Below are 21,204 nucleotides of genomic sequence, written 5' to 3'. Positions count from 1 at the left end.
GGTGCCGGTGCCGGTGGTTAAGCTGGTCGCATGATCAAGGGACGTGAACTCGTGGTTCTGGCCGATGACGGGGGCAAGCCGACCGGCACGGCCCCCAAAGCCACGGTGCACACCACCGACACCCCGCTCCACCTCGCGTTTTCCTGCTATCTGATCGGGGGAGCGGGGGAGGTGCTGCTCACGCGGCGGGCACTCGGGAAGAGGACGTGGCCCGGTGTCTGGACCAACAGCATGTGCGGTCATCCCGGCCCCGGTGAGGACACCGTCGGGGCACTGCTGCGGCGCGGTACCCAGGAACTCGGGCTGAAACCGGAGGACCTCACCGACGTCACCTGCGTGCTCCCTGACTTCCGGTACCGGGCCGTCGACTCCTCCGGGATCGTCGAGTTCGAGATCTGCCCGGTGTACACGGCCCGCCTCGCCCCCGGAGCGACGGTCGCCCCGCTTCCCGACGAGGTCGACCAGATGGCGTGGAGCACGCCGTCCAGGCTCGTCGACGCCGTACGCTGCGCACCGTTCGCGTTCAGCCCCTGGATGGGGGAGCAGCTCGCGCACGCTGAACTGCGCGCCGCACTCGGCCTCAGTTGATCCCGGTCAACCTCTTGACCGCCGAGAGCGGGATGTCCAGCCAGTCCGGTCGGTTGTTGGCCTCGTAGGCCACCTCGTAGAGCGCCTTGTCGAGGCGGTACGCCTCCAGCAGCGGTGTGTTGTCCGTGCCGTACCCGTCCAGGAAGGCGTCGACGCAGTCCCGCGCCCACGCCGCCGGGTCCTCCGGGCCGGGAGCGGTCGAGTCGCTCTGCGCGTGGAAGTGCGCGGCGTAGTCGAAGGAACGGATCACGCCGGCCAGATCCTTGAGCGGGCTGTCCGGCTGGCGCCGTTCCCCGAGCGGGCGGGCGGGTTCGCCCTCGAAGTCGATGAGCAGCCAGCCGGCGTCCGTGCGCAGCACCTGCCCGAGGTGGAGATCCCCGTGGACCCGCTGCACCGGGGTCGTCGCCGTCGTGTCGAGACCGTCGTAGACGGCGAGTGCCGCGTCCCGGTAGTCGCCGATGAGCGGAACATCGCCGACGAGTTCGCCCAGCCGTTCCGTGAGATGACCCCGGACCTCGTCGATCCCGGTGGTCGCGGTGTCGAAGGCGGTGGAGAGATCGGCGTGCACCCGGCGGACCGCCGCACCCAGCTCCCGGGCCTCGGCGGTGAAGGGCCTGCCCTCGGCGGCGTACTCCAGTGCGAGTTCCCAGCCGTCCGTCGCTCCCCGGGCGAAGTCCTGGACCATCGCGGTGGTGAACTCCCACCCGTCGATGTCGACGGTGACCCAGCCCCGCAGCGGTGCGATGTTCGGACACCCGACACGGGAAAGGCCTGCGAGCAGTTCGACATCGGGGTTGACACCGGGCTGCAGCTTACGGAAGTACTTCACCATCAGGCTGTCCTCCGCGCCGTCGCCGAACACCAGTGAGGTGTTGGACTGCTCCCCGGCGATCCGGCGACCCCGGAGACCCCGGGGCATGACGGCACCGGCGAGTTCACCCGGTTCCCGGACCCCGTCGGCACCTCCGTCGGGGTGATCCCCCACGGCGTGGAGGGTCCCGCCGCCCGCCGGCCTGCCCTCGGCGATCGCTGCACCGAGTGCCGTCGCGACCTCCGGGGTGCCCAGCACATCGGGGAGCGTCTCATCGGTGTCGTCGACGAGCATCTGGTACAGACCGTCGGGGGTCCGGGCCACGAGCCAGCGCCCACCGGCGGCCTCCCCGGTCGCGATGACCTCGACGGTGTCGATCGGATGGGACTTCGCGCCGTAGTAACGGCTGGTGGACAGGGTCGTCGCCAGGGTCGCGGGGTTCACGTCGGGGCTCCTACTTGTTGTTTCGGGAGGACAGGTCGAACCAGAAGAAACCGTGGGGCGCGAGGGTGACCACCCAGTCGCGGTCAGCCCCGACGGCGGGGAATTCCTCGCCACCGGTGAGCTCCACGGGAACGGCACCGGCGAACTCGGACAGATCGAGGGACACGGCCTGCGGGCGGTTGGACAGGTTGTTCACGCACAGGATCACGTCGTCACCGTTCTCCCGCAGGTAGCTGAGCACCGCATCGTTGGCGGAGTCGACCTCGCGGTAACCGCCGATGCCGAAAGCGGGGTGCTGTTTGCGGCAGTGGATCAACCGGCGGTTCCACTGGAGCAGGGAGTTCTCCTGTGCCAGCTGGTTCTCCACGTTGACCACCGAGTAGCCGTACTGCGCGTTCTGGATCGCGGGAAGGTAGAGACGTTCGGGTGCGGCGGTGGAGAAACCGCCGTTGCGGTCGTCGGACCACTGCATCGGTGTGCGGACGCCGTCACGGTCACCGAGCCAGATGTTGTCGCCCATGCCGATCTCGTCGCCGTAGTACAGCACCGGTGAACCCGGCAGACTGAGCAGCATGCCGGTCAGCAGTTCCAGCTGGTTGCGGTCCCCGTCGAGGAGCGGGGCGAGGCGGCGCCGGATTCCGACGTTCGCGCGCATCCGGGGATCCTTCGCGAACTCCGCGTACATGTAGTCGCGTTCGTCGTCGGTGACCATCTCCAGGGTCAGCTCATCGTGGTTGCGCAGGAAGATGCCCCACTGGGCGGTGTCCGGGATGTCCGGGGTCGCGGCCAGGATGTCACTGATCGGGGTGCGGGACTCCTGGCGCACCGACATGAAGATCCGGGGCATCAGCGGGAAGTGGAACGCCATGTGGCACTCGTCGCCGGCGGTCTTCTCACCGAAGTACTCGACGACGTCCTCCGGCCACTGGTTGGCCTCCGCGAGCAGCACCCGGCCCGGGTACTCCTTCTCGACGAGGGCACGGCACCGCTTGAGGAATTCGTGCGTCTCCGGCAGATTCTCGCAGTTGGTGCCCTCCCTCTCGTAGAGGTAGGGGACCGCGTCCAGGCGGAAACCGTCAAGCCCGAGATCCAGCCAGAAGCGGAGGACATCGAGCATCGCCTCGCACACCTCCGGATTGTCGTAGTTCAGATCCGGCTGGTGGCTGAAGAAACGGTGCCAGTAGTACTGGCCGCGCTCCGCGTCCCACGACCAGTTCGACGTCTCGGTGTCGACGAAGATGATCCGGGTGTCGGAGTATTTCTTGTCCGAGTCGCTCCACACGTAGAAATCACCGTAGGGACCCTCCGGGTCGCGCTTCGACTCGATGAACCACGGATGCTGGTCGCTGGTGTGGTTGAGCACCAGGTCCGTGATCACGCGGATGCCGCGACGGTGCGCCTGGTCGATGAGTTCGACGAAATCGTCCACCGTGCCGAACTCGGGGAGGACCTCACGGAAGTTCCGGATGTCGTAGCCCCCGTCCCGCAGGGGGGAGTCGTAGAACGGCGGGAGCCAGAGGCAGTCCACACCCAGCCACTGGAGATAGTCGAGTTTCTCCGTCAGCCCCTTGAGATCACCGGATCCGGTGTTCGTCGAGTCATTGAACGCCCGGACGAGGACCTCGTAGAACACGGCCTGCTTGTACCACTCGGGTTCGGACCGCTCGTCCGGTGCATCACCCGGGGCGGGGGCAGGGGTGTCGAACTCATCGGAGGTGGGTTCTATGACATGCCCCTCCGCATCGATCTCCGGTTCGGGGGCTTCTTCGGTCGTGTGCAGTTTCAGGGGATCGTCAGCCATGCCCACCAGACTAGAAAAAACGGTGCCCGCCGTGCAGAACCGGGGTCAGGGAAACGCCCTCCGGACATACCCCAGGGGGTCCGTCGTCCCGCCGATGTCACCGGTGGTGACGTCGATGGTGCGGCTGAACCGGTCCCCGTCGGTGTCGAACATCCGCCACCCCGGTCGCCGACCGGTGGCGAAATCGAGGACCGTCCGGTGCACCCGGTCCGCCAGGGGTTGCAGGCGTCCCGCGGCGTCGTCCCCCAGCAGGGCGTCGACACGCGCCGGCAGCGTGTCCAGGCAGTCGAACACCAGCGGCAACTCGGCGCAGTGCAGGGCCGGTTGCCCACCTGCCCCCGTGAACTGGAGCATCCACAGGGGACCCGGTGCGCTCTCCGCGATGGAACTCACCCACCGCCGGATCGTCGAATCACCGACCAGCCGGCCCGCGACCCGTGCCGGATCGATGTCCCGGCACGCGGCGATGTACGAGGCCGGATCGATCGTCGCCCCCAGACTCCGGGCGAACAACCGGGCGAATCCCGCGCCCGTGCCCCGGGCGTCGCACCAGGCACCGACGGGCTCCAGATAGAACTCGTCGGTCGTGTGGGTCAGCAGGATGGGGACATCGACCAGCTGCGATCCGTCGAACGGGTTGGGACCGACCGCGGAATCCGTGATGTAGCGCGCCCGGTAACGACGGTAGAGCGCGTCCCGGCGCCCCGGAGACAGGGACGCCAGCTTCTCCCGCGAGGTCGACCCACCGATGAACGGCAGGACACGGCGCCGCCGGTCGAACGACTGACGCGGGTATCCGGGGGAGAGCGCGACGATCCGGCGGAACGCACCCCGGTAGTGGTCCCTGCGGGCCAGCCACACGGCCATCCCGCCACCCGCGGACTGCCCCATCAGGGTCACGTTCGTCGGGTCACCGCCGAAGGACTCGATGTTGCGCTGTATCCACTCCAGGGCCGTGACGGCATCGTCGGTGCCCCGGTAGTGCGCCGGGTCCTCGTCGTCGAAGTGCGCGAACCCCTCGAACGCCATCCGGTACCCGACGGAGACGAACACCGCCCCGTCCCGGGCGAACGCCTGACCGCCGTACCAGGAACCGTCGTGGTGCCCTGACTCGTAACGCCCACCGTGGAGGAAGGCGATCACGGGCAGATCCGGCGGCGGTGATGCGGCGTCAGCGGCCGCCCGGACAGCGGACACCGGGGCACTGACCGTCAGCCCCACCTGGCGCGCCTTCGGGACCGTCGCATCGACCGAGACCCGCTCCCGCAGCGGCTCCGGGGAGACGAAGGGCGAAGGGATGTGCGAGTAGGGCAGTGAGTAAAAGGTGACGGTGTCCCCGTCCCCGTCCCCATCTCTCCGTCGCCCCTCACCGGAGGACACACCGATGACACCGGTGGCGACGACATCCGGTGCCCGGACCTGTAGCTTCGGGGAGGAATCCATGCTCCACAGGCTAGCAACCCGTTCCACCGCCGACACCGGGGCAGGCGGCTAGGATGGCATGCCATGTGCGCCAACTCCACCAGCCATCCGCTCCTCGACCGGCCCACCCTCGAACACGGCCTGCCCCGTTTCGCGGACATCGACGACGGGGTCGTCCGTGAGGCATTCCCCGAGGCGCTGCGCAGGCACCGCGAACAGATCAGGGCGATCGCCGACAACCCCGCGGAACCGACCTGGGAGAACACCGTCGAGGCGCTGGAGGCTTCGGGACGGGAGCTCGGACGGTGCACCGCGTGGCTGTTCAACATGCTCGGCACCGACTCCACCGACGCCCGGCAGGGGATAGCCGAAGAGATCATCCCGGAGCTCTCGGCGCACAGTGACGCCCTCTACACCGATGCCGCCCTGCACGCGCGGATCAAGGCGGTCACCGCACCCGAGGGCGACGGGGAGGGCGCGCGGCTCCACGCACACCTGCTGCGCCGGTTCACCCGTCGCGGCGCAGACCTTCCCCCGGACGCCCAGCGGGAACTCGCGGAGATCAACCGACGGCTCTCCGTGCTCTCCGACGCCTTCGGGAACAACCTGCTCGCCGACACCCGCACACACGCACTCCACGTCACCGACGTGAACGAGCTCGACGGTCTGTCCCCGGCCCGGATCAGCGCCGCCCGCAGTGCAGCTGAAGCCGAGGGGCGGGACGGCTACCTGATCCCCCTCGAACTGCCGACCGTGCAGTCCGCCCTGACGGATCTCACCGATCCCGGGACGCGTGCGGCGCTCCACGCCGCCAGCCAGCGACGCGGCGCGGAGAAGAATCCCGCTGTGCTGGTGGAGATGGTGAAGCTCCGTGCACGACGGGCGGCACTTCTGGGGTACGACACCCACGCCGACTACGTCATCGAGGAGGAGACCGCACGCACCGCTGACGCCGCGCGCCGCATGCTCACCGACCTCGCTCCGGCTGCGGCGGCGAACGCGGCAGCCGAACACAAACTCCTCGTTGAACTCGCCGACACGGAGGTCACGGGCGCGGACTGGCCCTACTGGGAGGCGAAACTGAAGGCCCGTGACTACGATCTCGATGAAGATGAACTGCGTCGTCACTTCCCGCTGGGCCGGGTCCTGCGTGACGGGGTCTTCTTCGCCGCGAACCGCCTCTACGGCATCACCGTCACCGAGCGCCCCGACCTGGAGGCCTACCACCCGGACGCCGATGTCTGGGAGGTCCGGGACACCGACGGAACCGCTCTCGGTCTGCTCATCACCGACTATTTCGCCCGTCCCGGGAAACGCGGCGGCGCGTGGATGACCAGCTTCACGGAGCAGTCCCGGCTGCTCGGGACCACCCCCGTCGTCGCCAACGTCATGTCCATCGTCCGACCCACCGACGGCTCCGAACCACTGCTCACCCTCGACGAGGTCACCACCGTGTTCCACGAGTTCGGGCACGGCCTGCACGGGCTGCTCTCGGATGTCCGCTACCCGACGTTCTCCGGAACGAACGTGCCCCGCGACTGGGTCGAGTTCCCGTCGCAGATCAACGAGAACTGGGCCTTCGACCCGGAGGTGATCCGCAACTACGCCCGCCACGTCGACACCGGTGAGGTGATACCGGATCACCTTCTCACCGCCGTCGCCGACGCCCGGCAGTTCGGCCAGGGGTTCGCGGCGGGGGAATACCTCGGCGCCGCCGTGATCGACCTCGCCTGGCACTCACTCACCCCGGAGCAGGCGGATCAACTCGGTGACGGTGCGGAGGACATCGAGGCATTCGAGAACCGTGCCCTGGAGGACGCGGGCCTGACCGTGGAGCATCTGCGGCCCCGCTACCGGTCGACGTACTTCAACCACGTCTTCGCCGGCGGGTACTCCGCCGGCTACTACTCCTATCTCTGGGCCGAGGTGCTCGACGCCGACGGCTTCGACGGATTCGCCGAACAGGGGGCCGCCGGTGAAGCGGCGTCCCCCGAGGCGGTGCGTGCCGCCGGTCAGAGGTTCCGTGACCTCATTCTGTCCCGTGGCGGTGCCGATGACTTCGGCACCGCATTCGCCGCCTTCCGTGGACGCGGGAAGGACGTCGCACCGCTTCTGTCCCGCCGTGGCCTGGCGGGGGCGGTGTGACCATGAACAGCATCACCCCGGTACTCGACCGGATCGGACAGTGGCTGACCGGTGCGCCGTTGTGGGTGCAGACGCCCCTGGTGATGGTTGTCGTCCTGTTGATCTGCGTCCCGCTTGCGGCGGTGCTGCTGAAGATCGTGAACACGGCCGGAAATCTGGTCGAGCGGGCCACCGGAGGGGGAGACGGCGGACATGCGCCGACGCAGCTGATCCCGCGTTCCGGGGAGGGCACCTCCGCCGGGGTCCGTGTCGTGTCCAGATCCGAGCCGGAGATACCGGGGGACTAGACTGGTGCCCGGCGACACCGCCTGACGGCGGACGGACGCACCGCGAGGTCCTGAAAAGCACGCCGAGACGCACCGACAAGAAAGCAGTGGCCGAGAATCCGTATGAGTAACCAGGCACCGAAGAAGAAACGTGACTACGGCCGTTCCCGGGTGAAGCTCGCCCTGATCGCGCTGCTGCTCCTCGTCGTCGTCGGCTGGCTGTTGACGCTGATCTAGCCGGAAGCGGCACCGGCCGGTGGCCGGGGTCGGGAGAAACGGGAGAATCCGGCGGTCGGGGAGGTGCGGGACATCTCCCCGACCGCCGGATTCCTCTGTCAGCGGTGCCGCCCGGTACCCGGCGGTGTCCGTCAGCGACGGGAGGCGTCAGCCACGGCCCGGAACCACGGATTCTCCGGGAGATCCTCGATGAGGACGACGTCCCCGGCGCCGTCGCAGAGCGGTACACACCAGTTCGGGTACAGCTCGTGTGTCGTTCCCGGCTGGTTCTGCGCACGGACGTCCCCGACCATGTCGACCAGTGAGGTGCACGCGAGTGCGGACGGGGTGCCCGCGATGTACCGGTGCATGCCGACGAGCAGGTCCCGGATCGCGCCCCGCTCACCCCGGGCCGCGTCCCCGAAGGAACGGTCCGCGACGGAGGTGCCGGCGAAACAACCGTGTTCGCCGATACGGGTGAGGACCTCGTTCTGCCACGCGAGATCGCCGCGGTCCTCCTCCTCCGGGTCGGTGGTGAACAGTCCGAGCCGCTCGCGGAGCTTGATGTGCTCGCCCCGGAGCATTCCGGCGGTGGGCGGCAGATCGTGGGTGGTCACCGATGTCAGCGCGAGTTCGCGGTAGCTCTCCTGACGACGTGGGCCGGAGACCTCGGGGTCGTGTTCGAACCACAGGATCGACGTCCCCATGATTCCACGGCTGGCCAGGACCTCCTGGACCCACGGTTCGAAGGTCCCCAGGTCTTCGCCGATGACGACGGCGCCGGCGCGCTCGGCCTCGAGCGCGAGGATGCCGACGAGCGCCGCGTAGTCGTAGTGGACATAGGTGCCGGTGGTCGGCGGCTGCATGCGCGGGATCCACCAGAGCCGGAACAGGCCGAGAACATGGTCGACCCGGATCCCGCCCGAGTGGCGCAGCACCGTGCGCAGCATGTCCCGCCAGGGGGCGTAGCCGCACTCGGCGAGGCGCTCGGGGTGCCACGGAGGCTGCGACCAGTCCTGTCCCTGCTGGTTGTAGTCGTCCGGTGGTGCGCCGACGGACGCGGCCTGCACGAGAACACCGGAGAGGTTCTCGGCGTCCGCGCCACCGGGGTGGACGCCGACGGCGAGGTCCGCCATCACGCCGATGGACATGCCGGCGTCCGTCGCCGCCTTCTGGGCTGATTCGAGCTGGTGATCGCAGATCCACTGCAACCAGCGGTAGAAGCCCGCGGCCTCCTCCACGGTGCGGTTCCGGTCGGCGCGGACACCGGGTACGGTTCCGCCCGCTGCGAGGGTGTCGAGTTCACGGCGTGCGCACCACGCGGCGAAATCGTCGAGGCCCGCGCCCTCCTTCTCCAGGTAGGCGCTGAACGCCTCTGCGCGGGAGGGGGTCATCGGGAGTTCGTAGATCTCCCTCAGTGCGGCCAGCTTCGCGTCGTAGATCGGATTCCGGTTGATCTCTCCGGCGGAGGTGTTGTCCGCCTTGAGCTTCGACGCCGTGTCCTCGATGCGGACGCGGGCGGCAGGGGAGAGGAGTTCGTACTCCTCGATGTCCTCGACACGGATGTAGAGCGGGTTGGTGAAGCGGCGTGTCGTCGGGAGGTAGGGCGAGTCCTCGACCGGTGGGAACGGTTCCGCGGCGTGGAGGGGGTTGATGAGCAGGAAGTCGGCGTCGGCGTTCGTGGCCAGGGTGGTGCCGAGGTCGCGGAGATCACCGAAGTCACCGACCCCCCAGCTGTCCCGTGATCTGGTGGAGTAGAGCTGGGCCATCACACCGGTGACGGGGCGACGCAGGTACCTGTCGGCGGTGGTGAGCCGGTCCGGGGTGACGATGAGCCGGCACGAACCGCTGACCCCGCCGGTGGATTCCATCGACAGGGTGTGCCAGCCGAGGGGGAGATCGGTGGGGACGGCGAAGCTCGCCTCACCCCAGGTGACGCCGTCGATGGTGCGGGCCTCGACGAAGTTGTCCACCTGCCGCGGTGTGACCGTGTCGCCGTCCTCGAGGGTGATGGTCACGGTGACCGGTGCACCGTCGTGGACGTGCACGGTGAAGTCGTGGGGTTGTCCCGCCGTCGTCACGACACAGGGTGGGAGTGGCCGGGTGAAGCGCGAGTCCAGGTGGGCCTGACGTGCGGCGGCGAGGGACCCGGCGGTGGGTTCGTCCCCTCCCCGGAGGATGTCCACCCCGAGTGCGGTGAGGGTCTTGGTCAGGGTGTCCTCCGACACCTCGACGAGTTCTCCTGCCGCAGTGTGGTAGCTGGTGGCCACGCTGTACAGGTCTGCCAGGAACTTCAGCTCATTGATGTAGGTCACGGGCACCCATCTTGCCATTCTCCGCCACCTGTCCGCACCCTCCGCCCGTCGCTGGACGCGCCCGGGCGTGCGGCCCGCAGCCCCCTTCGGGGGTTCGGGGGGTAAATTTGTCGGGAAAGACAGTCAATCGACGGCGGTTCCCGCCACGGGGTCAACCGTGCTCCCGGGTGCACCGCCGCGGAAGGATCATCAGTGCAGGAATTCTCAGTCCCCGCGAAGTACGAGGTCGGCCCCGGTGAGACATGTCTGACGGCATTGATCGACCAGGTGAAGACACGCCCGTACGGGGTGATGTTCACCCGGCCGCAGAATTTCGAGTGGGTCAGCGTCACCGCCAGGGAGTTTCTCGACGAGGTCTACGAGGTGGCCAAGGGGTTCATCGCGAACGGGGTGCAGCAGGGGGACCGGGTCGCGCTGCTGAGCGAGACCCGTTATGAGTGGGCGCTGCTGGACTTCGCCATCTGGGCCGCCGGGGCGGTGAGTGTCCCGATCTACGGTTCCTCGTCGTTGAGCCAGGTCCAGTGGATCATCGAGGACTCGGGTGCGGTGTTCGCCGTGACCGAGACCCGGGACCACACCGACCTGATGCGGCACCTGGAGCTGGGGGCGGACGGTTCGCCGTCGTTGAAGGGCTCCACGTCACAGTTGCGGCGGATCCTGGAGATCAACGCCTCGGCGATCAACACCCTGAAGTTCGAGGGGCGTCCGATCGACGACGCCGAGGTGGAGGAACGGATCGCGGCGACGCGGGCCGATGATCTCGCGTCACTGGTCTACACGTCGGGGACGACGGGCCGCCCGAAGGGGTGCAGGCTGACGCACCGTAACTGGCTGTCGGAGGCCCGTGCCCTGATCACTCATCCGGTGGGCGCGATCGCGGTGCCCGGTACCCGGGTTCTGACGTTCCTGCCACTGGCGCACGTGTTCTCCCGTGCGGTGAGTCTCGCGATCACGATCTCCGGGGCGACCCAGTCGCACTGGTCCGATTTCTCGATGCTGTCGGTCGAGTTCCAGCGGGCGCGTCCGAACCTGATTCTCGGTGTTCCGCGTGTGTTCGAGAAGGTGCGCAACGGTGCCGCCGCGAACGCACAGGACAACGGGCCGGTCCAGGGGGCGTTGTTCCTCAAGGCGGAGAAGGTCGCGCAGGACTACTCCAAGGCGCTGGACACGGAGGAGGGGCCGTCGCGGGCGTTGCGGCTGAAGCACAGGGCCTTCGACAGGCTCGTCTACTCGAAGATCCGCGATGCCATGGGTGCGAGCGTGAAGTACTGCATCTCCGGCGGTTCGGCGATGACCCCGGATCTGGCCCACTTCTTCCGGGGCATCGGTGTGACCGTCTACGAGGGGTACGGCCTGACCGAGACGACCGCCGCCGTGGCGGTGAACTTCGACGACAACGTCATCGGGTCGGTCGGTCGCCCGATCGGTGGCATGGCCGCCCGGGTCAACGGGGAGGGGGAGATCCTCGTCAGGGGCGAGATGGTCTTCGACGGGTACTGGCACAACGAGGAGGCCACCGCCGAGTCCTTCGTCGACGGCTGGTTCAACACCGGTGACCTCGGTGAGCTGCTGGAGTCAGGGCACCTGGTGATCACGGGGCGGAAGAAGGACCTCATCGTCACCGCGAGCGGGAAGAACGTGTCCCCGGGGCCGATGGAGGACCGGCTGCGCAGTCATCCGCTGATCAGCCAGGCGCTCGTCGTGGGTGACGGTAAACCGTTCGTCGGGGTGCTGATCGCGCTCGACGAGGAGGCGTTCCGCCGGTGGAAGCTGACCCGCAATTTCCCGGAGTCGAGGTCTGTGGCGGACATGGTGACGGACCCGGTGCTGCGTGCCGAGATCCAGGACGCGATCAACGACTGCAACTCGACGGTGAGCCACGCCGAGGCGATCAAGAAGTTCTACATTCTGGACCGGGATCTGTCGGAGGAGGAGAATGAGCTGACGCCGACGATGAAGATCAAGCGGAACATCGTGGCGCAGCGTTTCAATGAGGAGATCCGTCAGCTGTACAAGCGCTGACCGCCCTGTCGGGTACGTACCCCCGAAACCACACCCGTCACACCAGTAACATTGGTGTGGTGGGCGTGTCATCGGCGGGGCACCCACAAGAAACCGAAGAATGCGCTTAGAGTTCTGTAACCGGAGCACCCGCCACGGGCGGGCAACCACCGATCACGACCGACCCTCCCGACTATCCGGGCAGACCCACCAAGGAGCAGCCTTGCCACACTCTGACGCCCTGCTGCGCCACCGTGAGCTGACCCAGGAGATCTACAACATCGGTGATGAGGTCGCGGAGTACATCGAGCACCTCGCCCAGGCGATCGCGGACTACGACGACGAACTCGTCAACGACTGCCGTGCGGAACTGGAACTCATCATCGACGAGGCCCGTACCGACTCCAGGCGCACCGTCGCCGAACTCATCGGCCTCCGCCAGGCGCTGACCTCGGGTATCCGGTCCGGATCCGTCAGTGTGCGTGGTCCCGTCGCCCGGACCCCCGAGGTCGAGCGCCCCGACCTGGTCGATGCGACGACCCTGACGACGTTCCACCCGTTGTCCGGTACACCGGTGATCGTCAGGGAACTCAGTGACTCCCTCTCCTCCCGTACCCGGGACGTCGTCACGCAGCTCGAGGACATCGTCGAGTGGGTGCTCGATCAGACGGCCGTCGCCGCCGATGATCTCGATGCCGTCAGCCTGCCCCTGATGTTCGCCCACACCCGGACCCTGGTCGATGCCGCCGCCGACGGCTGGCTCACCACGGTCGCCCGTCAGCACCCGGCGTACTGCCGCACGATGCGGGGCAGCAATCCCCCGACGTTCCTGCTCGAACGTGCGCGTGTCGACGCCGTCGTGGCCAAGGTCGCGCGCAAACTGGCGCGGAACCGTGGAGCGCACGGTGGTGGCTTCGCCTCGTGACCGGAGCTGACCCGGCGGCACCCTTCGGGGTGTACGTCCACGTACCCTTCTGCGCCAGCCGCTGCGGGTACTGCGACTTCAACACCTACACCCCCGGGGAACTCGGAACCGGGGCCGACCCGGAGAGCTACCTCGCCGCCCTCGACATCGAGCTCCGGCTCGCCGCGCGGCGGATGGACGGTGACGGGACGCTCCGTCCGGCGCAGACGGTCTTCGTCGGTGGCGGCACCCCCTCCATGCTCGGCGCTGAGGGGCTGACCCGGTTGCTCGGCTCCGTGCGTGAGCACATCGGGCTGGCCCCCGGTGCGGAGGTCACCACCGAATCCAACCCGGAGTCGACGTCACCGGAGTTCTTCGACCGGTTGCGCACCGCGGGATTCACCCGCGTCTCGCTGGGCATGCAGTCCGCGGCGGGCAACGTACTCGCCGTCCTCGAACGCCGTCACACCCCCGGGCGCCCCGTCGCCGCCGCGCGTGAGGCCCGCGCCGCGGGTTTCGGACACGTCAACCTCGACATGATCTACGGCACCCCCACCGAAACCGACGACGACGTGCGCGCCACCCTCGACGCGATTCTCTCGGCCGATGTCGACCACGTCTCCGCCTACTCGCTGATCGTCGAGGACGGCACAGCCATGGCCCGCAAGGTGAACAAGGGACTGCTGCCCGCACCCGACGAGGATGTGCTCGCCGACCGCTACCAGCTCATCGATGACGCACTGCGGGGGGCGGGATTCGACTGGTACGAGGTGTCGAACTGGGCCCGCCCCGGTGGGGAGTGCCGCCACAACATCGGCTACTGGCGCGACGGCGACTGGTGGGGAGCCGGCCCCGGTGCACACTCCCACCTGGGTGGTGTCCGTTTCTTCAACGTCAAGCACCCGCGGACCTACGCGGCCGCGTGCGCCCGCGGGGAGCTTCCGGTGAAGGACTCGGAGCGGCTCTCCGACGCCGACCGGCACACGGAGAAACTGATGCTCGGTCTCCGACTGCGCGACGGGATCGGCGAAACCGATCTGCGGCCCGGCTCCGAGCGGGTCATCGCCGGGTACGTCGACTCCGGTCTGCTCCGGTGGTCCGACGGTGGGGCCGGCGCTCCCCGTCGTCTGGCGCTCACCGACCCCGGTCGACTGCTCGCCGACGGCATCATCGCCGACATTCTCGTCGCCGAGGACTGAACCGCCCCGCGGTCACTCGTGGCGCAGTGCCTCGATGGGGTTGAGCCGGGCGGCACGGGCGGCCGGGTAGTACCCGAAGAAGCCGCCGATCGCGACGGAGAAACCCAGCGAGAACAGCACGCCGGCGACGGGCGGGAACACCATCGTCCCCATCAGCTTCGCCCCCGTCACACCGAGCGCCGTGCCGAGCAGCACCCCGATCACGCCGCCGAACAGGCAGATGATCATGGCCTCCACCAGGAACTGCATCCGGATGTCGCGGTTCCGGGCGCCGAGGGCCTTCCGGACACCGATCTCCCGGGTCCTCTCCGTGACGGTGACCAGCATGATGTTCATGACGCCGATACCGCCGACGAGCAGGGAGATGCCGGCGATGACGGACAGTCCGATGCTCAGGGAGTCGATGACCTGGCGGAAGGAGTCGATGTCCTTCTTCATGTCGGTGACCTTCGCCGTGAAGTCCGGGTCCGCCGCGTACTCGGCGGCCGCGAACTCCGACAGCTCCCTGCGGAACGACTCCTCGTCGATCCCGGAGACCGGACGCACCGACACCCGGTTCCAGGAACCGGAGTCACCGCCGAGGCGATCCTCCACGGACCAGGGGATGTAGATCACCGGTGATTCACCTCCACCGGCGCCGAACAGTCCGCCACCGGAAGCTCGGCCGGTGACACCGACGACCGTCAGCGAGATGATTTGCCCGTTCGTGGTCTCGACGTCGACGGATTTCCCGGGCACCCCGGCCGTGTCCCCGGCGAACAGCGCCGTGACGAGCTCCGGGGAGACCACCGCGACGGGCCGGGCACCGGTGACGTCGTCGTCCGTGATGGACCGTCCCGCGGTGACACCGGTGGTCTTCATGGTGATGAAGTCGGGGTTCACCCCGTGGATCCGGGCGCGCTTCGCGGTCGTGGGGGCACCGGTGGGACTGACGGTCCCGGAGATTTCGGAGCCCTCACCGATCGGGACGCCGACGAGCCGACCGGAGAACCTGGTCCGCAGGCGGTCGAGCAGCTCGGGGGTGAGTTTCGACGCGGTGGGGACCGGGGTGGGGGAGAGCAGCTGATCACCGTCCTCGGCGGTCCGTGACTCCACCTGCAGCGAGTAGTCGTTCGCCCCGGAATCCGCGAGGCTCTTCACCAGCTGCGTCTTCAACGAGGAACCGAGGGTCAGGACGATGATGACCGAGGTGATGCCGATGATCACACCGAGGAGTGTGAGCAGGGCACGCAGCTTGTTGCCGGCGATGCTGCCGACCGCGAGGCGGAGGGCTTCGTTGAAGTTCACTGGAGCAGGTCCCCTTCGGAGATGCGGCCGTCACGCATGGTGACCACACGGGTGGTCTCCGCGGCGAGTTCGGGATTGTGGGTGATGAACACGATGGTCTTGCCCTGGTTTCGGTTCAGGTCGTGGAACATGTCCATGACCAGGCGCCCGGTGTGCGAGTCCAGGGCGCCGGTCGGTTCGTCGGCGAGGATGAACTCCGGGTCGTTGGCCAGGGCGCGGGCGATCGCGACGCGCTGTTTCTGCCCGCCCGACAGTTCATTCGGGCGGTGGTCCATGCGCTGCCCCATGCCGACCATCTCCAGGAGTTCGGCCGCCCGCTCCGTACGCCGTGCCCGGGGCACACCGGCGTACATCATCGGCATCTCGACGTTGCGCCGTGCACTGATCCTGCCGATGAGGTTGAAGTTCTGGAACACGAAACCGATCGACCTGCTGCGGTGCTCCGACAGGGCGTCGCTGTCCAGCTCCCGAGTGTCGACGCCCGCGAGACTGTAGCTGCCGGACGTGGGCCGGTCGAGCAGCCCGATGATGTTCATCAGTGTCGACTTACCCGAACCCGAGGCACCCACCACGGAGACGAATTCACCGTGTTCGACGGTGAAGTCGCACCCCGGGAGCACCGTCAGTTCCCCCTCGGTGCCGATGTTGTACGTCTTGACGATGTCCCGCATCTCCACCAGCGGGCTCATGCCGCGTCCCCGAGAGTCACCGTGGTGCCCAGCAGGTCGCGACGGGTCGAACCCTGGCTGATCACCGTCTCACCCTTCTTCAGCTCGCCACCGGTCACGGCGACGGTGACGTCCCCCTCGGTACCGGTCTCCACGCGACGCTCCTCCACGGTGCCCCTCGACCCCGGCCCCTCGGCTCCGGCGACCACGAGAACCGCCTTCGTGCCGTCGTTCCGCTCGAACACGGCCTCCCGGGGCACCGCGAGTCCACCCTTGTCCGCGGCCAGCACGATCCGGGCACGGGCACTGCCGCCGATCCGCAGATCCCTCGTGTCCCCGTCGATCGTGATCTCCACCGGGAAGGTCGGACGCTGCGCACCGGAGGACTGTTGAGTCCCCGCCGCACCCGGCTGCTGTGCGCCGGGTGCACCTGCCGGAGCGCCGGCAACGGGGGACACCCGCGACACCTTCCCGTGGAACGTCTTTCCACCGGTCGCGGCGGTCGTGAACGTGACCTCCGCGCCGGGTTTCAGATCGGCGACATCGACCTCCGGAACCTCGGTGCGCAGAATCATCCCGGAATCATCCGCGAGCGTCACGACGGACCCTGCGACGGGGCGACCGACCTCGGCACCCACGGTCACCACGACACCGGTGAACGGTGCCCGGATCTCACTGGCGTTGATGTCCCGCGTCAGATGATCGGTGCCCCGACCCACCGACTGCCGGGCCACGTCGGCGGCACGTCTCGCCTGTTCGACACCGCTGGCCAACGACTCCAGCTGCTGCCGGGCCGTCAGTTTCGCCGACTCCACGGACACGGCGGCCTCCTTCTTCGCCGCGAAGGTCGACGCGACCTGCCTCTGGGCCTCGGCCAGATCACGGTCCACCGACTGGAGGGCGGACGTGTACGCCTCCTGGCGGTTGTTCAGGTCCTTCACCGAGTTCTGCAGCGCGGTGGCCGCCTCGACCGTGCCGATGTGCGTGGTCACCGACTGCTGGACCCCGTCAACGGAGGGGTCCGTCTGAAGCGCCGCAGCGGCGGACGCGACACCCGCCCGCGCCAGGTTGATCTCCCCGTTGAGGACCTGTTGGCGGGCCTGATCGAGTGCACGCTCCTGCTCCACGAGGCGCGGATCCCGTCCCGTGGCGGCATCGGACTTCCTCGCCTCGAAGGCACGAACCGCGTCCTCGTGCGCCGTCGTCGCCGTCCGCAGGGCCGCTTCGGCGGTGTTCACCTCGGGGTTCAGGGACTGGTCCAGTCCCTCCCGGTACTGGCGGTGCTTCTGCTCCGCCTGTTCGAGGGAGTTGAGTTCCGTGGTCAACGCCGTGGCCTGCTGAGACCTCTGGTTCGCCAGTTCCCGCTCCACCTGGGACACGTCGACCGTCGCCAGCAACTGCCCCTCCTCGACCCGGTCCCCGGAACTCACCGACAGGGAGGTCAGCGGTCCCGTGAGCGCCGTGGTCACCGCCTCGGTCTTCGCGGCCGCCACCGTCGCGGTGGTCTGGACGGCCCGGCTCACGTCCTCCACCTCCGCGGTCCGGTACTCGTGCGCCGCCAGGACGGTGCCGTCGCCGCCACCGGAGCAGCCCGTGGCGGCCAGACACAACGCTGCGGCAGCTCCGGTGAACAGGCGGCGTCGGCGGGCGGAGCGGAACAGGGAAGGTAGTGACATCGGAAACCAGGGCCTTTCGGTCTTCATCGGATACTGCGACCCGCACAGGTCGACTGGGATGTCACGCTAGGGGGTGTTCCCGGGACGTTCCGGGGAGGATCCTGGGGGAAAGCTGTACACCTGTACCGGGCCCTATACTGGGGACGGACCGAGGAACACGAACGGGGAGAGGAGCGGACATGGCCGGATCGACCGACCAGAGGCGCGCCGAGGTACTGCGCGCGATCGTCGCCGACTACATCGCCTCCCACGAACCCGTCGGTTCCAAGGCACTGGTCGAGCGTCACCGGCTCGGTGTCAGTTCCGCCACGATCCGCAACGACATGGCGGTCCTCGAGTCGGAGGGCTACATCGTGCAGCAGCACGCGAGCTCGGGACGGATCCCCACGGAGAAGGGCTACCGGCTCTTCGTCGACTCCCTCCACGAGGTCAAACCCCTCTCCCCGGTGGAGCGGCGTGCGATACAGAGCTTCCTCGAGGACGGCGTCGACCTGGAGGATGTGCTGCGCAGGGGAGTGCAGCTGCTCAGCCAGCTCACCAGACAGGCGGCCGTGGCCCAGCTCCCCACGCTGAACGTCTCCCGGGTCCGGCACTGCGAGGTCGTGCAGCTCACCCCCTCCCGCATCCTGCTCGTCCTCATCACCGACACCGGACGCGTCGATCAACGCAACGTCGAGACCGACACCGAACTCACCGCCGACCAGGTGGCCCGCCTGCGGGACGTGCTCAACCAGGCGCTGGTGGGAAAGACCCTGGGGGATGCGTCGGTGTCGATGGCGGACCTCGCGGCGAACGCCCCCTCCGACATCAGGACCGCCGTGATCCGTGCGTCGACCACGCTCATCGAGACCCTCGTCGAGGCCCCCAGTGAGCGGATGGTTCTCGCCGGTGCCTCGAACCTCTCCCGCATGACCGGGGACTTCCCGGCGGGTCTCCCCACGGTGCTCGATGCCCTGGAGGAACAGGTCGTCGTACTCCGGCTGCTGTCCGGGGTGACCGCGCACGGTGCGGTGCACGTGAGCATCGGCGAGGAGAACCAGGACGATCAGCTGCGTGGGGCGTCGATCGTCAGCACCGGTTACGGTGCGACCGGAGCGACCTTCGGTGGACTGGGGGTCGTCGGACCGACCTACATGGACTACCCCGGCACCATCGCCAAGGTCCAGGCCGTCGCCCGCTACGTCTCCCGCGTCCTCGGCGGCAACTGACCGCGGAGAATCCCGTGGCACCGTCACCCCGCCCGCATTTTGCCCGCAGGAGTCCGGGGAGGAGATGTCCGTGCCCGTTGCCGCCTGTCCGGGGCACCGGGTCGGGTCCGTTTCCGTCGTTACCGCCGTCGGGCGGGGAACAGGCGCCGTGAACCCGGCACCCGCTTGGGTGTGACACCGGGCGCTCACTACTATGGGAGGAATGCGGGGGAGTACCCCGTTCCCGAACACGCACCCAAGACCCTCATTCCGGCCCAGCTCGGCCGGTGACAGAAGGAAGTATCAGACAACGTGGCTCGTGACTACTACGGCATTCTCGGCGTCGACCGTTCCGCATCGGACTCGGAGATCAAGAAGGCCTACCGCAAGCTCGCCCGCAAGTACCACCCGGACGTCAATCCGGGTGAGGAGGCCGCGGAGAAGTTCCGGGAAGCATCCCTCGCCTACGAGATCCTGACCGACCCGGAGAAGCGTCGCATCGTCGATCTCGGCGGTGACCCGGCTGAGCAGGGCGGCGGCGGCGGCGGAGGCGGCGGTTTCGGCGGCTTCGGAGACATCTTCGACGCCTTCTTCGGCGGTGGCGGTGGGGGCCGGGGCCCCCAGTCCCGTGTCCAGCCCGGTGCCGACGCTCTGCTGCGTACCCGGATCACCCTGGAGGAGGCGTTCGTCGGCGTCCGCAAGGAGATCACCGTCGACACCGCGGTCCTCTGTGAGGAGTGCTCCGGTTCCGGTTCCGCATCCGGCGCCAAGCCCGTCCCGTGTCAGACCTGCTCGGGTTCCGGTGAGCTCCAGGAGATGCAGCGCAGTTTCCTCGGCAACGTGATGACGTCCCGCCCCTGTCCCACGTGCCAGGGCACCGGCGACGTCATCCAGGATCCCTGCAACCGGTGCCACGGTGAGGGCCGTTGCAAGGCCCGCCGTGATCTCGTGGTCACCGTGCCCGCGGGTATCGATGACGGGATGCGCATCCGCATGGCGGGGCAGGGTGAGGTCGGTCCCGGTGGTGGACCGGCCGGTGACCTCTACGTCGAGATCTCGGTCCAGCAGCACGCCGTGTTCAGCAGGCAGGGCGATGATCTCCACCTCACCGTCCGGGTTCCGATGGTCGATGCGGCTCTCGGCACGGAGGTGAACACGGAGTCCCTCACCGGTGAACCGCTGGGGATCACGCTGCCCGCGGGTTCCCAGCCGGGTGACCGGATCCGTCTCGCCGGTTCCGGAATGCCGCGCCTGCGTGCCGAAGGTGCGGGCGATCTCGTCGCGCACCTCGATGTCGTGGTGCCCCGTGAACTGGACGACCGGTCCCGGGCACTCCTGGAGAAACTGCGCGATCACAGGGATGACCTGACGGAGATCAACCGTGAGGGCGACGGTCAGGAGACCCTGTTCAGCCGCCTCCGCAACCGGTTCCGGCGATGACCCTCCCCGTCTTCCTCGCCGATCTCGACGCGGTCCTCGCGGGTACGGACCCGGCTCCGCTGCCCGGTCCCGGGGAGACGGTCACCGTGACGGGGCCCGAGGCCCGGCACGCGGTCGGTGTGCGGCGTCTCGTCGGTGGGGATGAGCTCGTCCTGGCTGACGGCCGCGGCGGCGCCGTGCGGTGCACCGTGCGGGAGACCGCGGGCAGGGACACCATGATCCTCACCGTCGATGAGACGCTGGCGCCCACGGTGCGGAACCCCCGCGTCACCGTCGTCCAGGCGATCCCGAAATCGGAGCGCGCCGAACTGGCCGTCGACCTGGCGTGCCAGGGCGGTGCGGACACCGTCGTCCCGTGGCAGGCCGAGCGTTGCATCGCACGCTGGACGGGAGCCAAACGCGACAAGGCGCTCGCCAAGTGGCGCTCCGCCGCCGTGGCCGCGGCCAAGCAGTCCCGGCGTTCCGATGTACCGCTGATCCCGGCCCTCGCGGACAGCGCCGACATCGAGAGACTCATCGGGGACACCGTGGCCGCAGGCGGGGAGGCGGTTCTGCTGCACGAGGAATCCTCCGTCCCGTTCGGTTCCGTCAACTGGGCCGATGCCGGAGAAGTCGTTCTCGTCATCGGACCCGAGGGCGGTATCTCACCGGCTGAGGTCGACCGTTTCACCGCCGCCGGGGCCCGTTCCGTCCGCCTCGGTCCGGAGGTTCTGCGCACCGCGACGGCGGCGCTGTCGGCGCTGTCCGCCATCGGGGTGTCCAGCTCCCGCTGGTAAGGTCCACCATGAGTCCGTCGGCCCACGCCGACGGTCGCAGATCCACCGATCATCCTCC

16 protein-coding genes are annotated in these 21,204 nt (G+C 68.3%); 9 read left to right on the top strand and 7 right to left on the bottom strand.

What is annotated here, in order from left to right:
* Positions 1–30 precede the first annotated feature (30 nt).
* Entirely contained in the window at positions 31–588 is a 558-nt protein-coding gene (gene idi, locus JIM94_RS06510) for an isopentenyl-diphosphate Delta-isomerase (protein WP_200253194.1), read from the top strand.
* On the opposite strand, the gene JIM94_RS06505 is transcribed toward idi, so the two are convergent.
* From JIM94_RS06505 to JIM94_RS06495, 3 genes are read right to left on the bottom strand one after another with little or no spacing between them, the layout of a single operon-like run.
* On the bottom strand, positions 581–1,843 hold the full coding sequence (locus JIM94_RS06505; protein ID WP_248702993.1) for a hypothetical protein: 1,263 nt from the start codon (positions 1,841–1,843) through the stop codon (positions 581–583). The genes idi and JIM94_RS06505 overlap by 8 nt on opposite strands.
* Positions 1,844–1,853: 10 nt before the next feature.
* Entirely contained in the window at positions 1,854–3,644 is a 1,791-nt protein-coding gene (gene treS / locus JIM94_RS06500) for a maltose alpha-D-glucosyltransferase (RefSeq protein ID WP_200253192.1), read from the bottom strand.
* Between the two features lie 45 nt (positions 3,645–3,689).
* The gene (locus JIM94_RS06495) at positions 3,690–5,087 is read right to left on the bottom strand and encodes a carboxylesterase family protein (protein ID WP_200253189.1); all 1,398 of its coding nucleotides are present in this window, start codon (positions 5,085–5,087) and stop codon (positions 3,690–3,692) included.
* A 63-nt stretch (positions 5,088–5,150) separates the two neighbouring features.
* Here JIM94_RS06495 and JIM94_RS06490 point away from each other — a divergent pair, with 63 nt between their 5' ends.
* Together JIM94_RS06490 and JIM94_RS06485 are read left to right on the top strand one after the other, a co-directional pair.
* Positions 5,151–7,211 (top strand): M3 family metallopeptidase, encoded by a 2,061-nt coding sequence (locus JIM94_RS06490; RefSeq protein WP_200253187.1) that lies wholly within the window; start codon positions 5,151–5,153, stop codon positions 7,209–7,211.
* Between the two features lie 2 nt (positions 7,212–7,213).
* Positions 7,214–7,498, top strand: a complete 285-nt coding sequence (locus JIM94_RS06485; RefSeq protein ID WP_200253185.1) for a hypothetical protein — start codon at positions 7,214–7,216, stop codon at positions 7,496–7,498.
* 347 nt (positions 7,499–7,845) lie between these two features.
* Here JIM94_RS06485 and malQ read toward each other — a convergent pair whose 3' ends face one another.
* Complete coding sequence (gene malQ / locus JIM94_RS06480) at positions 7,846–10,008, bottom strand: 4-alpha-glucanotransferase (RefSeq protein WP_418904444.1); 2,163 nt, start codon at positions 10,006–10,008, stop codon at positions 7,846–7,848.
* Positions 10,009–10,200: 192 nt separating this feature from the next.
* Here malQ and JIM94_RS06475 point away from each other — a divergent pair, with 192 nt between their 5' ends.
* The 3 genes from JIM94_RS06475 to hemW all read left to right on the top strand — a co-directional run bounded on the left by JIM94_RS06475 (position 10,201) and on the right by hemW (position 14,112).
* Positions 10,201–12,030, top strand: a complete 1,830-nt coding sequence (locus JIM94_RS06475) for an AMP-binding protein (RefSeq protein WP_200253181.1) — start codon at positions 10,201–10,203, stop codon at positions 12,028–12,030.
* Between the two features lie 202 nt (positions 12,031–12,232).
* Positions 12,233–12,934 (top strand): hypothetical protein, encoded by a 702-nt coding sequence (locus JIM94_RS06470; RefSeq protein ID WP_200253179.1) that lies wholly within the window; start codon positions 12,233–12,235, stop codon positions 12,932–12,934.
* Positions 12,931–14,112, top strand: a complete 1,182-nt coding sequence (hemW, locus tag JIM94_RS06465) for a radical SAM family heme chaperone HemW (protein WP_200253177.1) — start codon at positions 12,931–12,933, stop codon at positions 14,110–14,112. The genes JIM94_RS06470 and hemW overlap by 4 nt, the downstream gene beginning before the upstream one ends.
* A gap of 12 nt (positions 14,113–14,124) precedes the next feature.
* Here the strand turns inward: hemW and JIM94_RS06460 are convergent, their stop codons facing one another.
* Genes JIM94_RS06460 through JIM94_RS06450 form a run of 3 tightly spaced genes read right to left on the bottom strand, consistent with a single transcriptional unit; the run spans position 14,125 to position 17,743 of the window.
* Positions 14,125–15,399, bottom strand: coding sequence for an ABC transporter permease (locus tag JIM94_RS06460; RefSeq protein ID WP_200253175.1), 1,275 nt, complete (start codon positions 15,397–15,399; stop codon positions 14,125–14,127).
* The gene (locus JIM94_RS06455; protein ID WP_234039470.1) at positions 15,396–16,088 is read right to left on the bottom strand and encodes an ABC transporter ATP-binding protein; all 693 of its coding nucleotides are present in this window, start codon (positions 16,086–16,088) and stop codon (positions 15,396–15,398) included. Before JIM94_RS06455 ends, JIM94_RS06460 begins: the two co-directional genes overlap by 4 nt.
* Positions 16,085–17,743, bottom strand: coding sequence for an efflux RND transporter periplasmic adaptor subunit (locus JIM94_RS06450; protein WP_200253173.1), 1,659 nt, complete (start codon positions 17,741–17,743; stop codon positions 16,085–16,087). Before JIM94_RS06450 ends, JIM94_RS06455 begins: the two co-directional genes overlap by 4 nt.
* Positions 17,744–17,922: 179 nt before the next feature.
* Between JIM94_RS06450 and hrcA the strand changes: the two genes are divergently transcribed.
* From hrcA to JIM94_RS06435, 3 genes are all read left to right on the top strand, one after another.
* Entirely contained in the window at positions 17,923–18,951 is a 1,029-nt protein-coding gene (gene hrcA, locus JIM94_RS06445) for a heat-inducible transcriptional repressor HrcA (RefSeq protein WP_200253171.1), read from the top strand.
* Between the two features lie 291 nt (positions 18,952–19,242).
* Entirely contained in the window at positions 19,243–20,370 is a 1,128-nt protein-coding gene (dnaJ, locus tag JIM94_RS06440) for a molecular chaperone DnaJ (protein ID WP_200253169.1), read from the top strand.
* Positions 20,367–21,146, top strand: coding sequence for a 16S rRNA (uracil(1498)-N(3))-methyltransferase (locus JIM94_RS06435; RefSeq protein WP_200253167.1), 780 nt, complete (start codon positions 20,367–20,369; stop codon positions 21,144–21,146). The genes dnaJ and JIM94_RS06435 overlap by 4 nt, the downstream gene beginning before the upstream one ends.
* The last annotated feature ends 58 nt before the right edge of the window (positions 21,147–21,204 follow it).

The organism is Corynebacterium pygosceleis, from assembly GCF_016595275.2.
GTDB classification, from domain to species: Bacteria; Actinomycetota; Actinomycetes; order Mycobacteriales; family Mycobacteriaceae; genus Corynebacterium; species Corynebacterium pygosceleis.
This window is presented reverse-complemented; position numbering and strand designations above follow the sequence as displayed.